At 61.8% G+C, this 18336-nt stretch carries 15 protein-coding genes; 11 read left to right on the top strand and 4 right to left on the bottom strand.

From position 1 onward, the window contains the following. Nucleotides 1-65: 65 nt before the first annotated feature. From J2Y83_RS15480 to J2Y83_RS15470, 3 genes are read left to right on the top strand one after another with little or no spacing between them, the layout of a single operon-like run. Nucleotides 66-1424 (top strand): glutamine synthetase family protein, encoded by a 1359-nt coding sequence (locus J2Y83_RS15480; protein ID WP_253396472.1) that lies wholly within the window; start codon nt 66-68, stop codon nt 1422-1424. A 22-nt stretch (nt 1425-1446) separates the two neighbouring features. After that, complete coding sequence (locus J2Y83_RS15475) at nt 1447-2535, top strand: polyamine ABC transporter substrate-binding protein (RefSeq protein ID WP_253396470.1); 1089 nt, start codon at nt 1447-1449, stop codon at nt 2533-2535. Beyond that, the gene (locus J2Y83_RS15470; RefSeq protein ID WP_253396468.1) at nt 2532-3830 is read left to right on the top strand and encodes an NAD(P)/FAD-dependent oxidoreductase; all 1299 of its coding nucleotides are present in this window, start codon (nt 2532-2534) and stop codon (nt 3828-3830) included. The genes J2Y83_RS15475 and J2Y83_RS15470 overlap by 4 nt, the downstream gene beginning before the upstream one ends. Nucleotides 3831-4155: 325 nt before the next feature. On the opposite strand, the gene J2Y83_RS15465 is transcribed toward J2Y83_RS15470, so the two are convergent. After that, entirely contained in the window at nt 4156-5409 is a 1254-nt protein-coding gene (locus tag J2Y83_RS15465) for a hypothetical protein (RefSeq protein ID WP_079444056.1), read from the bottom strand. A gap of 392 nt (nt 5410-5801) precedes the next feature. On the opposite strand from J2Y83_RS15465, the gene J2Y83_RS15460 reads away from it, so the two are divergent. Then, entirely contained in the window at nt 5802-6218 is a 417-nt protein-coding gene (locus J2Y83_RS15460) for an SRPBCC family protein (RefSeq protein WP_253396466.1), read from the top strand. A 39-nt stretch (nt 6219-6257) separates the two neighbouring features. Here J2Y83_RS15460 and J2Y83_RS15455 read toward each other — a convergent pair whose 3' ends face one another. The 3 genes from J2Y83_RS15455 to J2Y83_RS15445 form a co-directional block, all read right to left on the bottom strand. Further along, complete coding sequence (locus J2Y83_RS15455) at nt 6258-7652, bottom strand: sensor histidine kinase (protein ID WP_253396464.1); 1395 nt, start codon at nt 7650-7652, stop codon at nt 6258-6260. After that, nucleotides 7630-8313: a response regulator transcription factor gene (locus J2Y83_RS15450; RefSeq protein WP_003219726.1), complete on the bottom strand. Its 684-nt coding sequence runs from the start codon at nt 8311-8313 to the stop codon at nt 7630-7632. The genes J2Y83_RS15455 and J2Y83_RS15450 overlap by 23 nt, the downstream gene beginning before the upstream one ends. A 187-nt stretch (nt 8314-8500) precedes the next feature. Beyond that, complete coding sequence (locus tag J2Y83_RS15445) at nt 8501-9421, bottom strand: MurR/RpiR family transcriptional regulator (RefSeq protein ID WP_253396462.1); 921 nt, start codon at nt 9419-9421, stop codon at nt 8501-8503. 283 nt (nt 9422-9704) lie between these two features. Here J2Y83_RS15445 and J2Y83_RS15440 point away from each other — a divergent pair, with 283 nt between their 5' ends. From J2Y83_RS15440 to J2Y83_RS15410, 7 genes are all read left to right on the top strand, one after another. Further along, a complete protein-coding gene (locus tag J2Y83_RS15440) occupies nt 9705-11642 on the top strand; it encodes a bifunctional 5-dehydro-2-deoxygluconokinase/5-dehydro-2-deoxyphosphogluconate aldolase (RefSeq protein WP_253396460.1) in 1938 nt (645 codons plus the stop codon). Between the two features lie 163 nt (nt 11643-11805). After that, the gene (gene iolE, locus J2Y83_RS15435; protein WP_253396458.1) at nt 11806-12699 is read left to right on the top strand and encodes a myo-inosose-2 dehydratase; all 894 of its coding nucleotides are present in this window, start codon (nt 11806-11808) and stop codon (nt 12697-12699) included. Beyond that, nucleotides 12696-13484 carry a 5-deoxy-glucuronate isomerase gene (gene iolB, locus J2Y83_RS15430; protein ID WP_253396456.1) on the top strand — a complete coding sequence of 263 codons (789 nt, stop codon included), beginning with the start codon at nt 12696-12698 and terminating at the stop codon, nt 13482-13484. Before iolE ends, iolB begins: the two co-directional genes overlap by 4 nt. 10 nt (nt 13485-13494) lie before the next feature. After that, nucleotides 13495-15426 carry a 3D-(3,5/4)-trihydroxycyclohexane-1,2-dione acylhydrolase (decyclizing) gene (iolD, locus tag J2Y83_RS15425; protein WP_253396454.1) on the top strand — a complete coding sequence of 644 codons (1932 nt, stop codon included), beginning with the start codon at nt 13495-13497 and terminating at the stop codon, nt 15424-15426. Nucleotides 15427-15445: 19 nt separating this feature from the next. After that, complete coding sequence (locus J2Y83_RS15420) at nt 15446-16456, top strand: Gfo/Idh/MocA family protein (protein ID WP_253396452.1); 1011 nt, start codon at nt 15446-15448, stop codon at nt 16454-16456. 528 nt (nt 16457-16984) lie between these two features. Next, the gene (locus tag J2Y83_RS15415) at nt 16985-18031 is read left to right on the top strand and encodes a Gfo/Idh/MocA family protein (RefSeq protein WP_253396450.1); all 1047 of its coding nucleotides are present in this window, start codon (nt 16985-16987) and stop codon (nt 18029-18031) included. 109 nt (nt 18032-18140) lie between these two features. Then, nucleotides 18141-18320, top strand: a complete 180-nt coding sequence (locus J2Y83_RS15410; RefSeq protein WP_076952495.1) for a hypothetical protein — start codon at nt 18141-18143, stop codon at nt 18318-18320. The last annotated feature ends 16 nt before the right edge of the window (nt 18321-18336 follow it).

Genomic DNA, 18336 nt, shown 5'->3' with positions numbered 1-18336 from the left:
CAAGATAGACCTCAATGCGCCGGGAGTACAAGCCGGTGCAGTCTCCCACCCATGACGAGGTCCTTATGAACGCCCCCTTCGATCAGCTGTCCGCCTGGCTGAAAGAACACAAGATTACCGAAGTCGAATGCGTGATCAGTGATTTGACTGGCATCGCACGCGGCAAAATTGCACCCACCAACAAGTTCCTGCATGAGCGAGGCATGCGCCTGCCGGAAAGTGTGTTGCTGCAAACGGTAACCGGGGACTTTGTCGACGACGATGTCTACTACGACCTGCTCGATCCAGCCGACATCGACATGGTCTGCCGCCCGTCACCCAGTGCTACGTATGTGGTGCCGTGGGCCATAGAACCCACCGCCATCGTGATCCACGACACCTTCGACAAGCAGGGCAACCCCATCGAGCTGTCGCCGCGCAACGTGCTGAAAAAGGTGCTGCAGCTCTACACCGAGCAGGGCTGGCAGCCGATTGTCGCGCCGGAAATGGAGTTCTACCTGACTCAGCGCTGCGAAGACCCCGACCTGCCGCTGAAAACCCCGGTGGGCCGCTCCGGCCGCGCCGAGACCGGTCGCCAGTCGTTTTCCATCGACGCCGCCAACGAGTTCGACCCACTGTTCGAAGACGTCTACGACTGGTGCGAACTCCAAGGCCTGGACCTCGATACGCTGATCCACGAAGACGGCCCGGCGCAGATGGAAATCAACTTCCGCCATGGCGACGCCCTCGACCTCGCCGACCAGATCACCGTGTTCAAGCGCACCCTGCGCGAGGCCGCGCTCAAGCACAATGTGGCCGCGACTTTCATGGCCAAGCCGGTGGCCGACGAGCCGGGCAGCGCCATGCATTTGCATCAGAGCGTGGTCGACATCGCTACCGGCAAGCCGGTATTCGTCGATGCCGACGGCAAGATGAGCCAACTGTTCCTGCATCACATCGGCGGCCTGCAGAAGTACATTCCCAAGTTGCTGCCAATGTTCGCGCCCAACGTGAACTCGTTCCGGCGTTTTCTGCCGGACACCTCGGCACCCGTCAACGTCGAGTGGGGCGAAGAAAACCGCACCGTCGGCCTGCGCGTGCCGACCTCCAGCCCCGACGCCATGCGCGTGGAAAACCGCCTGCCCGGCGCCGATGCCAATCCGTACCTGGCCATTGCCGCCAGCCTGTTGTGTGGTTACCTGGGGATGATCGAAAGGATCGAGCCGAGCGCGCCGGTGGAAGGTCGCGCCTACGAGCGCCGCAACCTGCGCCTGCCGTTCACCCTCGAAGATGCGCTGGCGCGCATGGAGGATTGCGACACAGTCAAACAGTACCTGGGCGACAAGTTCGTGCGCGGCTACGTCGCGGTCAAACGCGCCGAGCATGAGAATTTCAAGCGGGTGATCAGTTCCTGGGAGCGTGAGTTCCTGCTGTTGAGCGTCTAAACAATCATAAAGGGGTGTCGATATGCGTCTGACGAAAAAACTTCTCCCGCTGGCCCTGGTGGCGGCATTCAGCAGCGCCGCGCAGGCGGAGCCAACGGTCAGTGTCTACAACTGGACCGACTACATCGGCGAAACCACCTTGGCCGACTTCCAGGCCAAGACCGGGATCAAGGTGATCTACGACGTGTTCGACTCCAACGAAACCCTGGAGGGCAAGCTGCTGGCGGGGCGCACCGGGTATGACGTGGTGGTACCGTCCAACCACTTCCTGGCGCGCCAGGTCAAGGCCGGCGCGTTCCTCAAGCTCGACCGTTCGCAACTGCCCAACTTGAAGAACCTCGACCCCAAGTTGCTCGCGCTGCTGGAGAAGAACGACCCGGGTAACGCGCACTCGGTGCCGTACCTGTGGGGCACCAACGGCATCGGCTACAACGTCGACAAGGTCAAGCAGGTGCTCGGCATCGACCATATCGATTCGTGGGCGGTGCTGTTCGAGCCGGAGAACCTCAAGAAGCTCAACCAGTGCGGCGTGGCCTTCCTCGACTCGGCGGATGAACTGTTCCCGGCGATCCTCAACTACATGGGCAAGGACCCGCGCAGCGAGAACCCCGAGGACTACAAACAGGCGCAGGCCAAGCTGTTGAAGTTGCGGCCGTACATCACGTACTTCCATTCCTCCAAGTACATCTCGGACTTGGCCAACGGCGACATCTGCGTGGCCTTCGGCTATTCCGGCGACGTGTTCCAGGCCGCCAACCGCGCCAAGGAAGCCAAGAATGGGGTGAACATTGCGTATTCGATTCCCAAGGAAGGCTCCAACCTGTGGTTTGACCTGCTGGCGATCCCCGCCGATGCGAGCAACCCGAAAGCAGCCCACGCGTTTATCAACTACCTGCTCGACCCTGAAGTCATCGCCAAGGTCAGCGCCTCGGTCGGCTATGCCAACGCCAACCCGGCAGCCAGGGCCTTCATGGACCCGGAACTGGTGAACAACCCGGAGGTGTACCCGTCCCAGGCCGTGCTCGACAAACTCTATATTTCCACCACGCCAACCCCGGCGACCATGCGCCTGATGACCCGCGCCTGGAGCAAAGTGAAGACCGACAAATGATCCAATCGAACGACCATGCCCGGTCCTATTACCGGGCCTCGGCCAATGCCATGCCTGAGCGTCCGGCCTTGGCCGCTGACTTGAGCGCGGATGTGTGTGTGATCGGCGGTGGGTTCACCGGGGTCAATACCGCCATCGAACTGGCCCAGCGCGGGCTGTCGGTGATCCTGCTGGAGGCGCGGCGCATCGGCTGGGGCGCCAGCGGGCGTAACGGCGGGCAATTGATTCGCGGCATCGGCCATGACGTGTCGGGCTTTGCCAAGTATGTGGGCGAGGAGGGTGTGCGTTATCTGGAGCGGGCCGGGATTGATTCGGTCACGTTGGTGGGGGAACGCGTTCGCACGCAGGGTATCGATTGCGACCTGCGCTGGGGCTTTTGCGAACTGGCCAATACCCCGGCGCAGTTCGCTGCGTTCAAGGGCGAGCAGGAGCGCCTGTTGGCGCAGGGCTATAACCATGAGTTGCGTGTGGTGGGGCCGCAGGATATGCATCAGGTCGTCGGCTCGCAAGTCTATGCCGGCGGCTTGGTGGACATGGGGTCCGGGCACCTGCACCCATTGAATCTGGTGTTGGGCGAGGCGCGGGTGGCCGAATCCCTGGGGGTGCGGATTTTCGAGCACACCTCAGCGTTGGAACTGCTCCACGGCGACACCGTGCAGGTGCGCTGCGCCGGCGGTACGGTGCGCGCGGCCAATCTGGTGCTGGCCTGCAACGCGCACCTGGAGGAACTGGAGCCGCGCTTGAGCGGCAAGGTACTGCCCGCCGGCAGCTACATCATCGCCACCGAACCGTTAACGGCGTTGCTGGCCGAGCAATTGATCCCGCAGAACCTGGCGTTGTGCGACCAGAAAGTCGGCTTGGACTACTACCGACTGACCGCCGACCGACGCCTGTTATTCGGCGGCGCCTGCCATTATTCGGGGCGTGATCCGCAGGACATCGCCGCGTATATGCGACCGAAGATGCTCAAGGTATTCCCGCAACTGGCCGACACCGCCATTGAGTTCCAGTGGGGCGGCAAGATCGGCATCACCGCCAATCGCTTCCCCCAGGTCGGGCGGTTGAAGCAGTACCCGAATGTGTTCTACGCCCAGGGTTATTCCGGGCATGGGCTGAATGTGACCCATTGGTGTGCGCGGCTGCTGGCTGAAGCCATTCATGCCGGGCACAGTCAGGGCTTGGAGGTGTTCAGCCAGGTCCCGCACATGACCTTTCCGGGCGGCAAGGTCTTGCGCTCGCCGTTGTTGGCGTTGGGGATGCTGTGGTTCAAGTTGCGCGAGCAACTTGCCTGGTAGCTGGGGGCGCGTTGTGAAAGGGCCTTGCCAGCTTTTATCGAATCATTGACAGGCAGGGCAAAACGGAAGAGCGCAATTGCTCCTTTTCGTACTGCTTGAGGCTAGCCCCTTTCCGCAATAGGTCCGGGGCGGCGTGTTTCGCTATGCAGCTCAGGTACGCCTGTTTTTTTCCATCGGCTAACGGAATGGCCATCGCATCCGCAGCCAACGTGCTAGCTATTGCAAATAACATTGCGACCGGGAGTTTTGCCGGTAGTCTGTGAGACATCACGCACCTCCAACTTAACAGTCTGTGCCAGGCCACGCCGCAAAACGGGCTCCTTGTTCAGGGCAACGTAGCTCCCACCGCATTGAAATCGTTGGAGGTATCCGTCGCCGTACCAAAAATAAATACGCCGCTAGGCGAAATGCCGCTCGACTCGCTGGACGTTCCGCCAAGACCCACCACGGATACGGTGCCTCCCGAGGGCGTCCAACTGCAGGCAGTGGGGTATTGGTTACTGTTCAGGCAAGTCATGGCGACGCTGTCGTTATCCCCAAAACCTGCAAAGTTGGTCTGATTACTGCCCGGCAATGGCTGGATGGGCGCTACGGTGAAAGAGTTGGTGGGGTCTGGCCAGAAGAGAAGTGTCAGGAGGCCCAAAGGGTTCCTGCCATAGGCCACCACATGCCCACGGGCATTGATTGCCATTGCCACGTTCTGTGCATTCAACGGCATTGTCAGCAGCAACGGTGTGCTAGTTGCAGAGGCCCAATAGGCGGTCTGGAGCGTATCGGGGGACGAACCGGGGAACGTGCAGGTGCCGACGAACTGACCCGCATCGTTCATGTCCACGGCCTCACAGTAGCTGGCGCCTGCCGGAAGCGGCGGCGTCACGAGGGAAAATCCACTCCCGCTCCAACTGGCCGAGGTGATCTCAGGCGTACCGTTCGCTCCTGGGCAATTCATGAGGATGCGTGGCCAGCCATTCGTCAAGGTTTCAGTCAGGTCCACACCGGAGCAGTTGTTACCCCAGCCCGATACACGCTGTGGCGTCGCGCTACCCGCAGCATAGACCACCACCGTTGCCTGTTCGTTTGCACTCAGGCTCTGTGCGAGCACCATACCGTTCTGGTTTTGCGCAGTAGGGACTGTCTGCTTGTCGGCGGGGCGTAGCGGCGGCAACAGCAATGAAAAAGGCAGCGGAGCCATGGCGGTCGGCGGGTTGCCGGGCGTCGCCGCGTTCCAATACACGCCCAAAGCGACATTGCCGACATTGGCGCACAGCCCCACCATCCAGCCATTGTTGGCAATTGCGCTGACGCTGCACGGTTGTCCCGTGACCAATGGCAACAGCACTTGTTGGGGACCTGCCAGTGTCGATGAGAACCACGGGTTGGGGTTGGTACTCGGCGTCGCCGAGTTGCAGTTACCGACCGCCTGACCATTGTCGTTGATCCCGGAGGTCGCGCATTGCGGTCCGGCCGCGTGACCTGAACTGACGAATGTGGCTGCGTTGGCGCTTGCGCTATGTCCGCAAAACGATACGCCAACACTTAATAGCACTGGAACCATTAGCTTCTTGAATGTGCGCTGCATGGGCTGTCCTTCCCTGGTGGGTGAAACCATCTGCGGGGGACAAGGACGCCCCGCAGGCCTTGCGTAACAGTGAAGGCCGCCGTCAGCAGGCCTACAACTGTCATTTTTAACAGGTACAGAACGAGTTGCTGCACCGCGTATGGGCAGCTGTTTGGGCTGTTTGGCGGCTCTGGCGTGCGGGTTTCAGAACGAGGCTACGCAGAGTGTCTGCGCCGGGCCTGAAAACAAGGCGACGAATGGTCAGGAGCGCAGGGGCTTATCGAGCCTCCGTCGCACCACGAATCTGGGTGAAGTGACGAATCGGCTGGCGTACAGTGTTTAACCCCGGTCGCCAGCGACTGTCGGTGCGATGGATCTGGCGATCTGAATTTTTATTGTCTGGAGTATTGATTGTGCCTACAGCTTCTTCTGTCATTGAAGTCCCGGTTTCGGCCGATCAGGTGTGGCAATTGGTCGGCGGTTTTAACGCCTTGCCGGACTGGCTGCCGCTGATCGTCAAGAGCGAACCGAGCGAAGGTGGGCGCGTGCGTCACCTGCAAACCGCCGATGGTGGTGTGGTGGTGGAGCGTTTGCAGACCTTTGATAACGTGGCGCGCACTTACAGCTACACCATCGTGGAGTCACCGTTTCCGGTGAGTGCCTACTTGGCGACGTTGCAGGTGGAAGCCCTGACGGAGTCGTCGGCGAAGGTGACATGGTCGGGGGTGTTTACCGCGGCAGCGGGCACCACGGACGAGGCGGTGGAGGCGCTGTTTGCCGGCGTCTACAGCGGTGGGCTTGAGGCGCTGCGCGGCAATTTTCCGGCCTGACCCGACCGATCCGGCAACTGAGCTCCAATGTGGGAGGTCTCAGGCTTCGGGCATCAGTTGCTGGCGACACTCCAGCACCAACCGCGCACCGCCGCGCTGGCTGGTGCCGACGTCCAGCTTGAAACCATGCAGATTGATGATTGCCGCGACAATCGACAAGCCCAACCCAAACCCGCCTTGCTGGTCGCTTTCATCCACGCGATAGAACCGCTGGAACACCGCCTTGCGTTCTGCTACGGGAATGCCAGGGCCGGAGTCGTGGACTTCGATACGCGTGCTGCCCGCATCGTTGACCCCGCGCAAAATCACTTCGCCGCCCGGTGGGCTGAACTTGATCGAGTTGCTCAGCAGGTTGGCCAGGGCCTCGAACAGCAAGGCCCGGTCGCCGGTGATCCAGGGCAGGGATGGCGGCGTGTCGAGTACTAGTCGCAGTTCGCCTTCCTCGGCCAGGGGCAGATAAAAGTCGTGCAGTTCGCGCAGCAGCGGTAGCGGGTCCAGCACCAGGAAACCCGAGCGGCGCTGGTGGTCTTCCAGTTCCGAGATGCGCAACAGCCCGCGAAAGCGCGCCATCAGGGTGTCGGTTTCCGCGATGGCGTCGTCCAGTTGCACCGCGTGGGCCGAGTCTTGTTCGGCCTGTTGCTTGATGCGGTACAACTGCGCGCGCAGGCGGGTGAGCGGGGTACGCAGGTCGTGGGCGATGTTGTCGCACACGCCTTTGACCTCGTTCATCAGCTTCTCGATGCGGTCGAGCATGGCGTTGACGATGGCGGCGAGCATGTCCAGTTCGTCACGCCGGTTCGACAGCGGCAGGCGATGGGTGAGGTCGCCGGCGACGATGGCCTCGGCACTGGCCTGGATGCCGCGAATCCTTCGCAACGGGCGGCGGCGCAGTAAATGCCAGCCGGCGGCGCCGGGGATGATGGTCAGGGACACCGCCCACAGCAGCGCGTGCCAGATGATCCGAGTCACCCCGAACAGCGAGCCGTTGGCGCGCACCAGCACCAGCCAGCGGCCGTCCGCGGTGTGGGTGGCGACGGCGTCGCAGCTGTCTTTGGGCAGTTTCGGGTCGTCGGAGTCGAGGCAATTGGCCAGGGCATGGATCTTGCCGTCCAGGGGTAAGTCGGACGGGATCGCATGGATCGGCCCGCTCAATGGGCGAAATTGCTCATCGAACAGGCCATAGGCGTCTACACCCTTCATGTCGAAGGTCATGCTGGTGGTCAGCGCTTCCACCAGTTCGTCGCCGTCGAAGCGCTGGAACAGGTGCTGACGCTGCATCAGCGAATGGCGCGACAGGTCGCTTAGATAACCCGACACCTCGTAATACAGCACCCCCATGAGGATGCAGCTCCAGGCCACGAACAGCGAACTGTACAGCGCCAGCAAGCGGCTGCTGGAGGAGCGCCAGCCCTTAGAGGGGTTCAGCAATGACATAACCGGAACCTCGTACCGTGCGGATCAGCGGCGTGAGGCCCGGTGGATCGATCTTCTTGCGCAGGCGCCCGATGTGGACATCGATCAGGTTGGTGCCGGGGTCGAAGTGATAACCCCAGACTTCCTCGAAGATCATCATCCGCGACAGAATCTGCCCGGTGTTGCGCATCAGGAATTCCAGCAGTTTGTATTCGGTGGGCAGCAGGCTCAGCGGCTGCTCGGCGCGGCTGGCTTCACGGCTGATCAGGTTCAGCTCAAGGTCGGCCACGCGCAGGGCGGTTTCGAATTCCTTGACCGTGCTTTTACGCCGCAGCAGCACTTCGACGCGGGCGGCCATTTCATCGGAGGCGAACGGCTTGGTCAGGTAGTCGTCCCCACCGGCGCGCAGGCCGCGTACCCGCTCGTCGACATCGGAGAGCGCGCTGATCATCAGGATCGGCGTCGACACGCCGATGGTGCGCAGGGTGGTGACGATGGCCAGGCCATCGAGTTCCGGCAGCATACGGTCAAGGGTGATCAGGTCGTAATCACCACTCACGGCGCGGACCAGGCCTTCGCGACCGTTGTCCACCCAATCTACATCCAGTCCATGGCTACTCAGCTCGGCGACGATCTCGCGGGCCGTTACGGCGTCATCCTCGATGGTCAAAATACGGGTCATAGGATTACCTGGTGAGCGATTCACACTAGAAGTGTGGGCATTTTGCCAAGAAATGGCTGAACGCTTCCTAAATAAAACTTCATGTTGGCAAAACTGACACAGTCTTCATAAACACCGCCTACCCTTATGTGCGGGCTTGCCTGCGATGAAGGCGTGTCAATCGGCTGCTCCGGTGATAGATCCTCCGTCAATCATCGAAGCCCACCTGCTCATGAATCTCATCCACCTTCAACTCCAGGCGATACGCCACCGCGATGAACAACGCCTGGCACAGGCACAACGTGGCGCTCAGGGAGCGGAAGGCAAACGATGAGCCTTCATTCACCAGCAACACTGCGTTCGCGCGCTTGGCCAGGGGCGACAGGTTGCTGTCGGTAATGATCAGGGTCTTGGCCTGGTGGTGCTGGGCGATACGCAGGCAGTGCTGGGTCTCTTTGCCATAGGGCGTGAAGCTGATGGCGATCACCAGGTCATTGGCGCGCACGCTGCGCATCTGCTCGCGGTAGCTGCCGCCCAGGCCCGAGATCAGGTGGATGCGCTTGTTGGTGTGCTGCAGGTTGTAGACCAGGTAGTCGGCCACCGCAAACGAACGGCGCACGCCAACCACGTAGATGTTGTCGGCGTTGACCACCAGGTCCACGGCTTTTTCGAACGCCGTGTCATCCAGTTCCAGGCCCAGGCGCTCAATGCCCGAGAGGGTGGCGTTGACGCACTCGCGCGCCAGGTCGCCGCCACTGGCCTTCTGCGACTTGTTGGCGATCATGCTGCGGATGCGCTGCTGATAGTTCTGCACCGGCGTGGTCTTGTGGGTGTACGCCTCGCGAAACAGCGCCTGCATCTCACTGAACCCGCTGAACCCGAAACGCTGGGAAAACCGCACGATGGCCGACGGATGCACTTCGCATTCGCGGGCGATGTCGCTGATACGGTCGACCATGATCCGGTCGCTCTGCTGGCTCATGTAGCTGGCGATGCGCTTGAGCTGGCGTGGCAGGCTTTCGTATTCGTCGGTGATCAGCTGCAGCAGGCGTTCGGCATTGATCGGGGGGCTGGCGAGAGTGTCTTGGGGAGCGGTCTCGGGCGTGGCCGGCTGATCGGTGCGGGACATGGGCAATCCTTTTGGCGGGTTCATCTGGTGCGCTGATGGTGGGCGCAAGTCTACAGGGTAGGCGCAAAAAAATACCCCGGCATGCGCCAGCGAGTGGGCGGCTGAAACGATGCAGTGTCGCTGGCGTGCCTCTATGCTGACGTATTGGAATAAAAATTCCACTAAAAATAATTATGGAATAAATATTGATTGAGTTCGCTGAACGTTCTAGTCTGCTCCACCAAGAGCGTTTGCCGTCGCCACGGTGGCACAACGCAGGCTGATAAAAATAACAGGAGCCAGCATGGGCCAGACTCGTTTTGCCAGTGGGCGTCAATTGGATCTGATTTGCCTCGGGCGCCTGGGCGTCGACCTCTATGCACAGCAAGTCGGTGCGCGGCTTGAGGACGTTTCCAGCTTTGCCAAGTACCTCGGCGGTTCTTCCGCCAACATCGCCTTCGGCACCGCACGCCTGGGCCTCAAGTCGGCGATGTTGAGCCGGGTCGGGGACGACCATATGGGCCGCTTCCTGACGGAATCCCTGGCCCGTGAAGGCTGCGATGTCAGCGGCATCAAGGTCGACCCGGAACGCCTCACCGCCCTGGTGTTGCTCGGCCTCAAGGACCGCGAAACCTTCCCGCTGGTGTTCTACCGCGAAAACTGCGCCGACATGGCCCTGCGCGCCGAAGACATCAGCGAAGCCTTTATCGCCTCCAGCAAGGCCCTGTTGATTACCGGCACGCATTTCTCCACCGACGGCGTGTACAAGGCCAGCCTCCAGGCCCTGGATTACGCGGCCAAACACAACGTCCGGCGCGTGCTGGACATCGACTACCGCCCGGTGTTGTGGGGCCTGGCAGGCAAGGCCGATGGGGAAACCCGGTTTGTCGCCGACCGCAGTGTCAGCCAGCACGTGCAGAACATCCTGCCGCGCTTTGATCTGATCGTCGGTACTGAAGAGGAGTTCTTGATCGCCGGCGGCAGTGAGGATTTGCTCAGCGCCCTGCGCACGGTCCGTGAGCTGACCCCGGCGACCCTGGTGCTCAAGCTCGGCCCGCAGGGTTGCACGGTGATCCACGGCGCGATCCCGGCACGCTTGGAAGACGGCGCGATCTACCCCGGCGTGCGCGTCGAAGTGCTAAACGTGCTGGGTGCCGGCGATGCGTTCATGGCGGGCTTTCTCAGCGGCTGGCTGAACGATGCCAACGACGCGCGATGCAGCCAGTTGGCCAATGCCTGCGGTGGTTTGGTGGTGTCGCGCCACGCCTGCGCACCGGCCATGCCGACGCCCGCCGAGCTGGATTACCTGTTCAACAGCCCGGTGCCGATCACCCGTCCCGATCAAGACGCGACTCTGCAACGCCTGCACCGCGTCACGGTGCCGCGCAAGGCCTGGAAGCAGCTGTTCGTATTTGCCTTCGACCACCGTTGGCAACTGGTCGACCTGGCCCAACGCGGTGGCCAGGACGCGAGCCGCATCAGCGCGATCAAGCAACTGTTTATCCAGGCCGTCGAGCGCGTGGAGAAGAAGCTGCGCGAGCAGGGCGTCGAGGCCGATGTGGGCTTGCTCGCCGACCAGCGCTTCGGCCAGGACGCGCTCAACGCCGCCAGCGGTCGTGGCTGGTGGATCGCACGCCCGGTGGAGGTGCAGAACTCGCGGCCCCTGGCGTTCGAACACGGCCGTTCGATCGGCAGCAACCTGATCGCCTGGCCCCAGGAGCAAATCATCAAGTGCCTGGTGCAATACCACCCCGATGACGAACCGCTGCTGCGCCTGGAACAGGAAGCGCAACTCAAGGCGGTGTACGAGGCTTCGCTGGTCAGCGGACATGAGCTGTTGCTGGAAGTCATCCCGCCCAAGGATCACCCATCCACCTACCCCGATGTGCTCTACCGCAGCCTCAAGCGCCTGTACAACCTGGGGATCTACCCGGCGTGGTGGAAGATCGAGGCGCAGTCGGCCGAGGACTGGAAAAAACTCGACGAACTGATCGAGGAACGCGACCCGTACTGCCGTGGCGTGGTGTTGCTGGGCCTGAATGCGTCGGCCGAACGCCTGGCCGAGGGCTTCCGCCAGGCCAGCCAGAGCCGCACCTGCCGTGGTTTTGCGGTGGGGCGCACGATCTTCCAGGCACCGAGCCGCGCGTGGATGGCGGGGGAGATTGATGACGAGACCCTGATCCGGCAAGTCCAGGCCACTTTCGAGCAATTGATAAGTGCCTGGTGCAGTGCCAGAAGCTGAGCGCAGTGCTTAATTTGAAATGTAATCCAATGTGGGAGGGAGCTTGCTCCCGAAGGCAGTGTGTCAGGCAACACTTCTGTAACTGCACCACCGCCATCGGGAGCAAGCTCCCTCCCACAGAATGCAGATCTCAGTGATACCTGAAAATAATAAAGGTGCAGCCATGCCCGCAATCCGAATTGGCATCAACCCGATCTCCTGGAGCAACGACGACCTGCCGGCCCTGGGCGGCGAAACGCCGCTGAGCACCGCCCTGAGCGAAGGCAAGCAGATTGGCTACGAAGGTTTTGAACTCAACGGCAAATTCCCCAAGGACGCCAAGGGCGTCGCCGATGTGTTGCGCCCCTTTGATCTGGCGCTGGTCTCCGGTTGGTATTCGAGCCGCCTGGCCCAGCGTTCGGTGGCGCAGGAAATCGAAGCCATCGCCGCTCACGTCGAGTTGCTCAGACACAATGGCGCTACGGTGCTGGTGTACGGCGAAGTCGCCGATTCGATCCAGGGCTCCCGCATCCGCCTGATCGAACGCCCGCGTTTCCACAGCGAACAGGCCTGGCAGGACTACGCCGATAAACTCACCGAACTGGCGCGCTTTACCCTGTCCCAGGGCGTGCGCCTGGCCTACCACCACCATATGGGCGCCTATGTCGAATCGCCGGAGGACATCGATCAACTGATGCGCCGCACCGGCCCGGAAGTCGGCCTGCTGTTCGATTCGGGCCATTGCTACATGGGCGGCGGCGAACCCCTCGAAGTACTGCGCAAGCACATCGACCGGGTGTGCCACGTGCATTTCAAGGACGTGCGCAAAGCGGTGGTGCAACTGGCGCGCAACCAGATGTGGAGCTTCCCCGACTGCATCGTCAACGGCACCTTCACCGTGCCGGGCGACGGCGATATCGACTTTGCCGCGTTGCTCGACGTGCTGCTGGCCGCGGATTACCAAGGCTGGCTGGTGGTCGAAGCCGAGCAGGACCCAGCCGTTGCGCCCAGCTATATCTATGCGAAAAAAGGCTATGACACCCTGCGTGCGCTGCTCAACGAGAGGACGGGCCAATGAGCTTGCTGGTCAAGAGCCATAAGCGCGGGCAAACCATGGTCGCCCTCGAAGAAGGTCGCCTGGACTACGTCGGCTTCGCCGCCTACCGCCTGAGCCTGGGCGAAACCCTGCCAGTCACCGCCGGCGATCAGGAGCTGTGCCTGGTGCTGCTCAGCGGTCGGGTGACGATCGAAGGCGACGGTTTTAGCTGGCAGAACCTCGGCGATCGTCAGTCGGTATTTGAAGACAAATCGCCCTTTGCCGCTTACCTGCCGCCGGGCACCGACGCCCAGGTGACGGCATTGAGCGACGTACAGCTCGCGGTCTGCGCCGCGCCTGGCGCGACGGGTTTCGCGCCACGCTTGATCCGCCCCGAACAGTGCAAACGCAGCGTGCGCGGCAAAGGTGCCAACACCCGTTACGTGTGCGACATCCTGCCCGACAGCGAGCCCGCCCATTCGCTGCTGGTGGTGGAGGTGCGCACGCCGTCCGGGCACTCGTCGAGCTACCCGCCGCACAAGCACGACACCGACGACCTGCCGCACCAGAGCTTTCTCGAAGAAACCTATTACCACCAGATCAACCCGCCCCAGGGCTTCGTGTTCCAGCGGGTGTACACCGACGACCGCAGCATCGATGAGGCCATGGCCGTGGAAAACAGCGACCTGGTGGTGGTGCCCAAGGGTTATCACCCGGTCAGCGTGCCGTATGGCTACGAGTCCTATTACCTCAATGTGATGGCCGGCCCCAAGCGCGCCTGGCATTTTCATAACGACCCGCAGCACAGCTGGCTGCTCGACCTTTAAGGGGCGCGACATGACCACCACCCGATTGACCATGGCCCAGGCCCTGGTGAAGTTTCTGGATAACCAATACATCGAAGTCGATGGCGTGCAGAGCAAGTTTGTCGCCGGGGTGTTCACGATTTTTGGGCATGGCAACGTGCTTGGCCTGGGCCAGGCGCTGGCGCAGGACAGCGGCGACCTGGTGGTCCACCAGGGCCGCAACGAGCAAGGCATGGCCCACGCTGCCATCGGTTTTGCCAAGCAGCACCTGCGGCGCAAGATCTACGCGTGTACCGCGTCGGTCGGCCCGGGGGCGGCGAATATGCTGACTGCTGCCGCGACCGCCACGGCCAACCGTATCCCGTTGCTGTTGTTGCCCGGCGATGTCTACGCCAGCCGCCAGCCCGACCCGGTGCTGCAACAGATCGAGCAGTTCCATGACCTGAGCATCAGCACCAACGACGCCTTCCGTTCGGTGAGCAAATACTGGGACCGCATCAACCGCCCCGAGCAATTGATGAGCGCGGCGATCCACGCCATGCGCGTGCTCACCGATCCGGCCGAAACCGGCGCCGTCACCCTGGCGCTGCCGCAGGATGTGCAAGCCGAGGCCTGGGATTACCCGGATTATTTCTTGCAAAAACGCGTCCACCGCCTCGACCGTCGCCCGGCTACCGAGGCGATGATTGGCGACGCCGTGGCGGCCTTCAAGGGCAAGCGCAAGCCGTTGATCATCTGCGGCGGCGGGGTCAAGTACTCCGGCGCGAATGCCGCCTTGCAGGCGTTTGCCGAACGCTTCGAGATTCCCTTCGCCGAAACCCAGGCGGGCAAGAGCGCGGTGGTGTCCAGCCATCCGCTGAACGTCGGCGGGATCGGCGAGACCGGCTGCCTGGCCGCGAACCTGTTGGCCCCTGAGGCCGACCTGATCATCGGGATCGGTACGCGTTACACCGATTTCACCACGTCGTCGAAGTCGCTGTTCAAGCACGCTGACGTGCAGTTCCTCAATCTCAATATCAGCCCCTGCGACGCGTTGAAGCTCGATGGCGTGCAAGTGCTGGCGGATGCGCAAGTCGCCCTTGAGGCATTGGCCGCAGCACTCGGGGATTATCGCTCCGGGTGGGGTGAGCAGGTACGCGACGCCAGGGCGCAACTGGACGCGGAAGTCGACCGGGTGCATCAGGTGGAATACGCGGGCGACGATTTCGTGCCGGAGGTCAACGACCACCTGGACCGCGCTGTGCTGCGCGAATTCATCGAGCTGACCGGCTCGTGCCTGACCCAAAGTCGCGTCCTTGGCGTGCTCAACCAGGTCCTGGCCGACGACGCGATCATCGTCGCCGCCGCCGGCAGCCTGCCCGGTGACTTGCAGCGCAGTTGGCGCAGCAAGGGCGTCAACACCTACCACGTCGAGTACGGTTATTCGTGCATGGGCTACGAGATCAACGCTGCGCTCGGCGTGAAGCTGGCCGAGCCGACGCGCGAGGTGTATGCGCTGGTCGGCGATGGCTCCTACATGATGCTGCATTCGGAGCTGGCCACCTCGATCCAGGAGCGGCGCAAGATCAACGTGGTGCTGCTGGACAACATGGCCTTCGGTTGCATCAACAACCTGCAGATCGGCAACGGCATGGACAGCTTCGGCACCGAGTTCCGCTACCGCAACCCCGAGAGCGGCAAGCTCGACGGCGGCCTGGTGCCGGTGGACTTCGCCATGAGCGCGGCGGCCTACGGCTGCAAAACCTACAAGGTCAGCAGCGTGGCGCAGCTCGAAGCGGCGCTGGCCGATGCGCGCACGCAAACGGTGTCGACGCTGATCGATATCAAGGTGTTGCCCAAGACCATGATCCACGGCTACCTGTCGTGGTGGCGGGTGGGCGTGGCGCAGGTCTCCACCAGCGAACGCACCCGTGCTGCGGCGAAAAAACTCAATGAACAGCTGGCCAAGGCCCGGCAGTACTAATAACAAGAGGAGTGAATGTATGTCGTTGAAGCTGGGTGTTATCGGTACGGGCGCTATCGGCCGGGACCATATTCGTCGTTGCAGCCAGACCTTGCTCAACAGCCAGGTGGTGGCGGTGACCGACATCGACCTTGCGCAGGCCGCCAAGGTGGTGGCGGATCTGAAACTGGACGCGGAGGTGTATGCGGACGGCCATGCGCTGATCGATTCGCCTCAGGTTGAGGCCATTCTCGTCACCTCCTGGGGTCCAAGCCATGAGGAGTTCGTGCTCGCGGCCATCGCCGCTGGCAAACCGGTGTTCTGCGAAAAACCGCTGGCGGTCACCGCCGACGGCTGCCGCAGGATCGTCGAAGCTGAAGTGGCGCACGGCAAGCGCCTGGTGCAAGTGGGCTTCATGCGCCCTTATGACGAAGGTTATCGCGCCCTCAAAGCGGTGATCGACAGCGGCCAGATCGGCGAGCCGCTGATGCTGCACTGCGCGCACCGCAACCCGCGGGTGGGCGAGAACTACAAGACCGACATGGCGATCACCGACACCTTGATCCACGAGCTGGATGTGTTGCGTTGGCTGCTCGATGACGACTACGTCTCCGTGCAAGTGGTGTTCCCGCGCAAGACCAGCAAAGCGTTGGCGCATCTGCGCGACCCACAGATCGTGCTGCTGGAAACCGCCAAGGGCACGCGCATCGATGTGGAAGTGTTTGTGAACTGCCAGTACGGCTATGACATTCAGTGCGAAGTGGTGGGGGAGACCGGTATCGCCAAGCTGCCGGAGCCGTCGCAGGTGCAATTGCGCAGCCAGGCCAAGCTGTCCAATGCGATTCTGATGGACTGGAAAGACCGCTTTATCGGCGCCTATGACGTCGAGTTGCAGGCGTTCATCGACAGCGTGCGCGCCGGGCAAGTGGGCGGGCCGTCGGCGTGGGACGGGTTTGCGGCGGCGGTCGCGGCGGATGCGTGTATCGAAGCGCAAGGCAGTGGGCAAATTGTCCAAGTCAGCCTGCCTGAGCGTCCGCGCTTCTACGGCTAACACCCGGTCAATGTGGGAGGGGGCTTGCCCCCGATAGCAGTGGGTCAGCCAATAAATTTGTATCTGCTCCACCGCCATCGGGGGCAAGCCCCCTCCCACAGTTGGATTGGGTGTGTACTTCAATGAAGGAGTGAATGTATGCGAATTGGACTGGTCGGCTATGGCCACGGAGGCAACCCTGCCTTCTACGGCTAACACCCGGTCAATGTGGGAGGGGGCTTGCCCCCGATAGCAGTGGGTCAGCCAATAAATTTTTATCCGCTCCACCACCATCGGGGGCAAGCCCCCTCCCACAGTTGGATTGGGTGTGCACTTCAATGAAGGAGTGAATGTATGCGAATCGGACTGGTCGGCTATGGCGATGGAGGCAACCCTGCCTTCTACGGCTAACACGCGGTCAATGTGGGAGGGGGCTTGCTCCCGATAGCAGTGGGTCAGCCAATAAGTTTGTATCTGCTCCACCGCCATCGGGGGCAAGCCCCCTCCCACAGTTGGATTGGGTGTGCACTTCAATGAAGGAGTGAATGTATGCGAATTGGACTGGTCGGCTACGGCCATGGAGGGCGCTTTTTTCATGCGCCGCTGATTGCAACCCTGCCAGGCGCTACTTTTGTTGGTGTGGTGACTCGCTCACCCGAGCGCCGCGAGCAATTGAGCACTGATTTTCCAGGGGTTAAAGCCTTTGACAGCATCGGCCAGATTGTCGAGGCCGGCGTCGACGCCCTGGTGATTTCCACCACGCTTAAAGGGCGCCCGGCACTGGTACTCGAAGCCATCGAGCACGGCGTCGCCGTCGTCAGCGATAAGCCCTTTGCCGCCAACGCAGAACAGGCCCAGGCGCTGATCATTGCGGCCGAACGCCACGGCGTGTTGCTCAGCGTCTACCAGAACCGGCGCTGGGATTCGGATTTCCTGACCTTGCGCAAACTGATCGACGCCGGCGCCCTCGGTGCTGTCATCCGGTTTGAATCCCGCGTCGAGCGTTTCAGCCCGCAAGCGCTGGGCAATGCCAGTGGCGGCGGCTGGCTGCGCGACCTGGGCAGCCATCTGGTGGATCAGGCGCTGCAACTGTTCGGCCCGGTGGATCGGGTTTTCGCGCAACTGCACTACAGCGCCGAACACCCCAGCATCGACCACGGCTTCTTTATCTCCCTGACCCACGTCAACGGGGTGATTTCCCACCTGTGGGGCAACGCCTTGCAGAACAGCCCGGCACCGCGCTTGCGGGTCAGCGGCACCCTGGGTTGCTACACCATCGAAGGGCTGGACGGCCAGGAAGACGCACTGATGGCCGGCAAGTCGCCCAAAACCGAGGGCGAGCACTGGGGATTTGAGGAGCACCGCCGCTGGGGCTGGTTCGAACAAGGCGCGGAGCGCGAGCGTGTGCCGTCGGAGAAAGGCTGCTGGACGCAGTTCTATCGCCAGTTGCAGTCTGCCGTGCAAGGGCAGGGGCCGCTGCCGGTGGACGCCTATGAGGCGCTGGAAACCACCCGTGTCCTGGACGCTGCACGCCTGAGCGCCGAGCGGCAGCAGGTGGTTTCAATGGAAATAGAATTAAATTCTAAAATATGTTGATATAGAAATTATTTTCCAATAAAGTCTTTTCCAGGTTGCATAAAGTACGCCCGGATTCGATCCCGGCGACTCAACAAAAACAAGATCAAAAACAACCAGGTACCGTCAGATGAAAATCTTCAACGCTGTACTGCGAGTTTTACGCCCTGCCCACACGCCACGCGGTCTGCCCCGCGCCCGGCCGTTTTACTTTTCCTTCCTTAATGTGCTGTGCGTCGAAAACCAAGGCGCCCTGGTGTGCTGCATTCCGGGAGCACCGGTCGTCCGCCTGCCGTCATCCTCGCTCTGATAAACGCTACGTCCAG

The organism is Pseudomonas marginalis (assembly GCF_024169655.1).
GTDB lineage: Bacteria > Pseudomonadota > Gammaproteobacteria > Pseudomonadales > Pseudomonadaceae > Aquipseudomonas > Aquipseudomonas paraveronii.
The sequence above is the reverse complement of the archived record's forward strand: the minus strand, read 5'-3'. Positions and strand labels throughout refer to the sequence as shown.

Excerpts from the sequence above, each read along its gene's own strand:
- J2Y83_RS15480 (WP_253396472.1), top strand. The coding sequence starts at position 66 with ATGAACGCCCCCTTCGATCAGCTGTCCGCCTGGCTGAAAGAACACAAG.
- J2Y83_RS15475 (WP_253396470.1), top strand. The coding sequence starts at position 1,447 with ATGCGTCTGACGAAAAAACTTCTCCCGCTGGCCCTGGTGGCGGCATTC.
- J2Y83_RS15470 (WP_253396468.1), top strand. The coding sequence starts at position 2,532 with ATGATCCAATCGAACGACCATGCCCGGTCCTATTACCGGGCCTCGGCC.
- J2Y83_RS15465 (WP_079444056.1), bottom strand. The coding sequence starts at position 5,409 with ATGCAGCGCACATTCAAGAAGCTAATGGTTCCAGTGCTATTAAGTGTT.
- J2Y83_RS15455 (WP_253396464.1), bottom strand. The coding sequence starts at position 7,652 with ATGTCATTGCTGAACCCCTCTAAGGGCTGGCGCTCCTCCAGCAGCCGC.
- J2Y83_RS15450 (WP_003219726.1), bottom strand. The coding sequence starts at position 8,313 with ATGACCCGTATTTTGACCATCGAGGATGACGCCGTAACGGCCCGCGAG.
- J2Y83_RS15445 (WP_253396462.1), bottom strand. The coding sequence starts at position 9,421 with ATGTCCCGCACCGATCAGCCGGCCACGCCCGAGACCGCTCCCCAAGAC.
- J2Y83_RS15440 (WP_253396460.1), top strand. The coding sequence starts at position 9,705 with ATGGGCCAGACTCGTTTTGCCAGTGGGCGTCAATTGGATCTGATTTGC.
- iolE (WP_253396458.1), top strand. The coding sequence starts at position 11,806 with ATGCCCGCAATCCGAATTGGCATCAACCCGATCTCCTGGAGCAACGAC.
- iolB (WP_253396456.1), top strand. The coding sequence starts at position 12,696 with ATGAGCTTGCTGGTCAAGAGCCATAAGCGCGGGCAAACCATGGTCGCC.
- iolD (WP_253396454.1), top strand. The coding sequence starts at position 13,495 with ATGACCACCACCCGATTGACCATGGCCCAGGCCCTGGTGAAGTTTCTG.
- J2Y83_RS15420 (WP_253396452.1), top strand. The coding sequence starts at position 15,446 with ATGTCGTTGAAGCTGGGTGTTATCGGTACGGGCGCTATCGGCCGGGAC.
- J2Y83_RS15415 (WP_253396450.1), top strand. The coding sequence starts at position 16,985 with ATGCGAATTGGACTGGTCGGCTACGGCCATGGAGGGCGCTTTTTTCAT.
- J2Y83_RS15410 (WP_076952495.1), top strand. The coding sequence starts at position 18,141 with ATGAAAATCTTCAACGCTGTACTGCGAGTTTTACGCCCTGCCCACACG.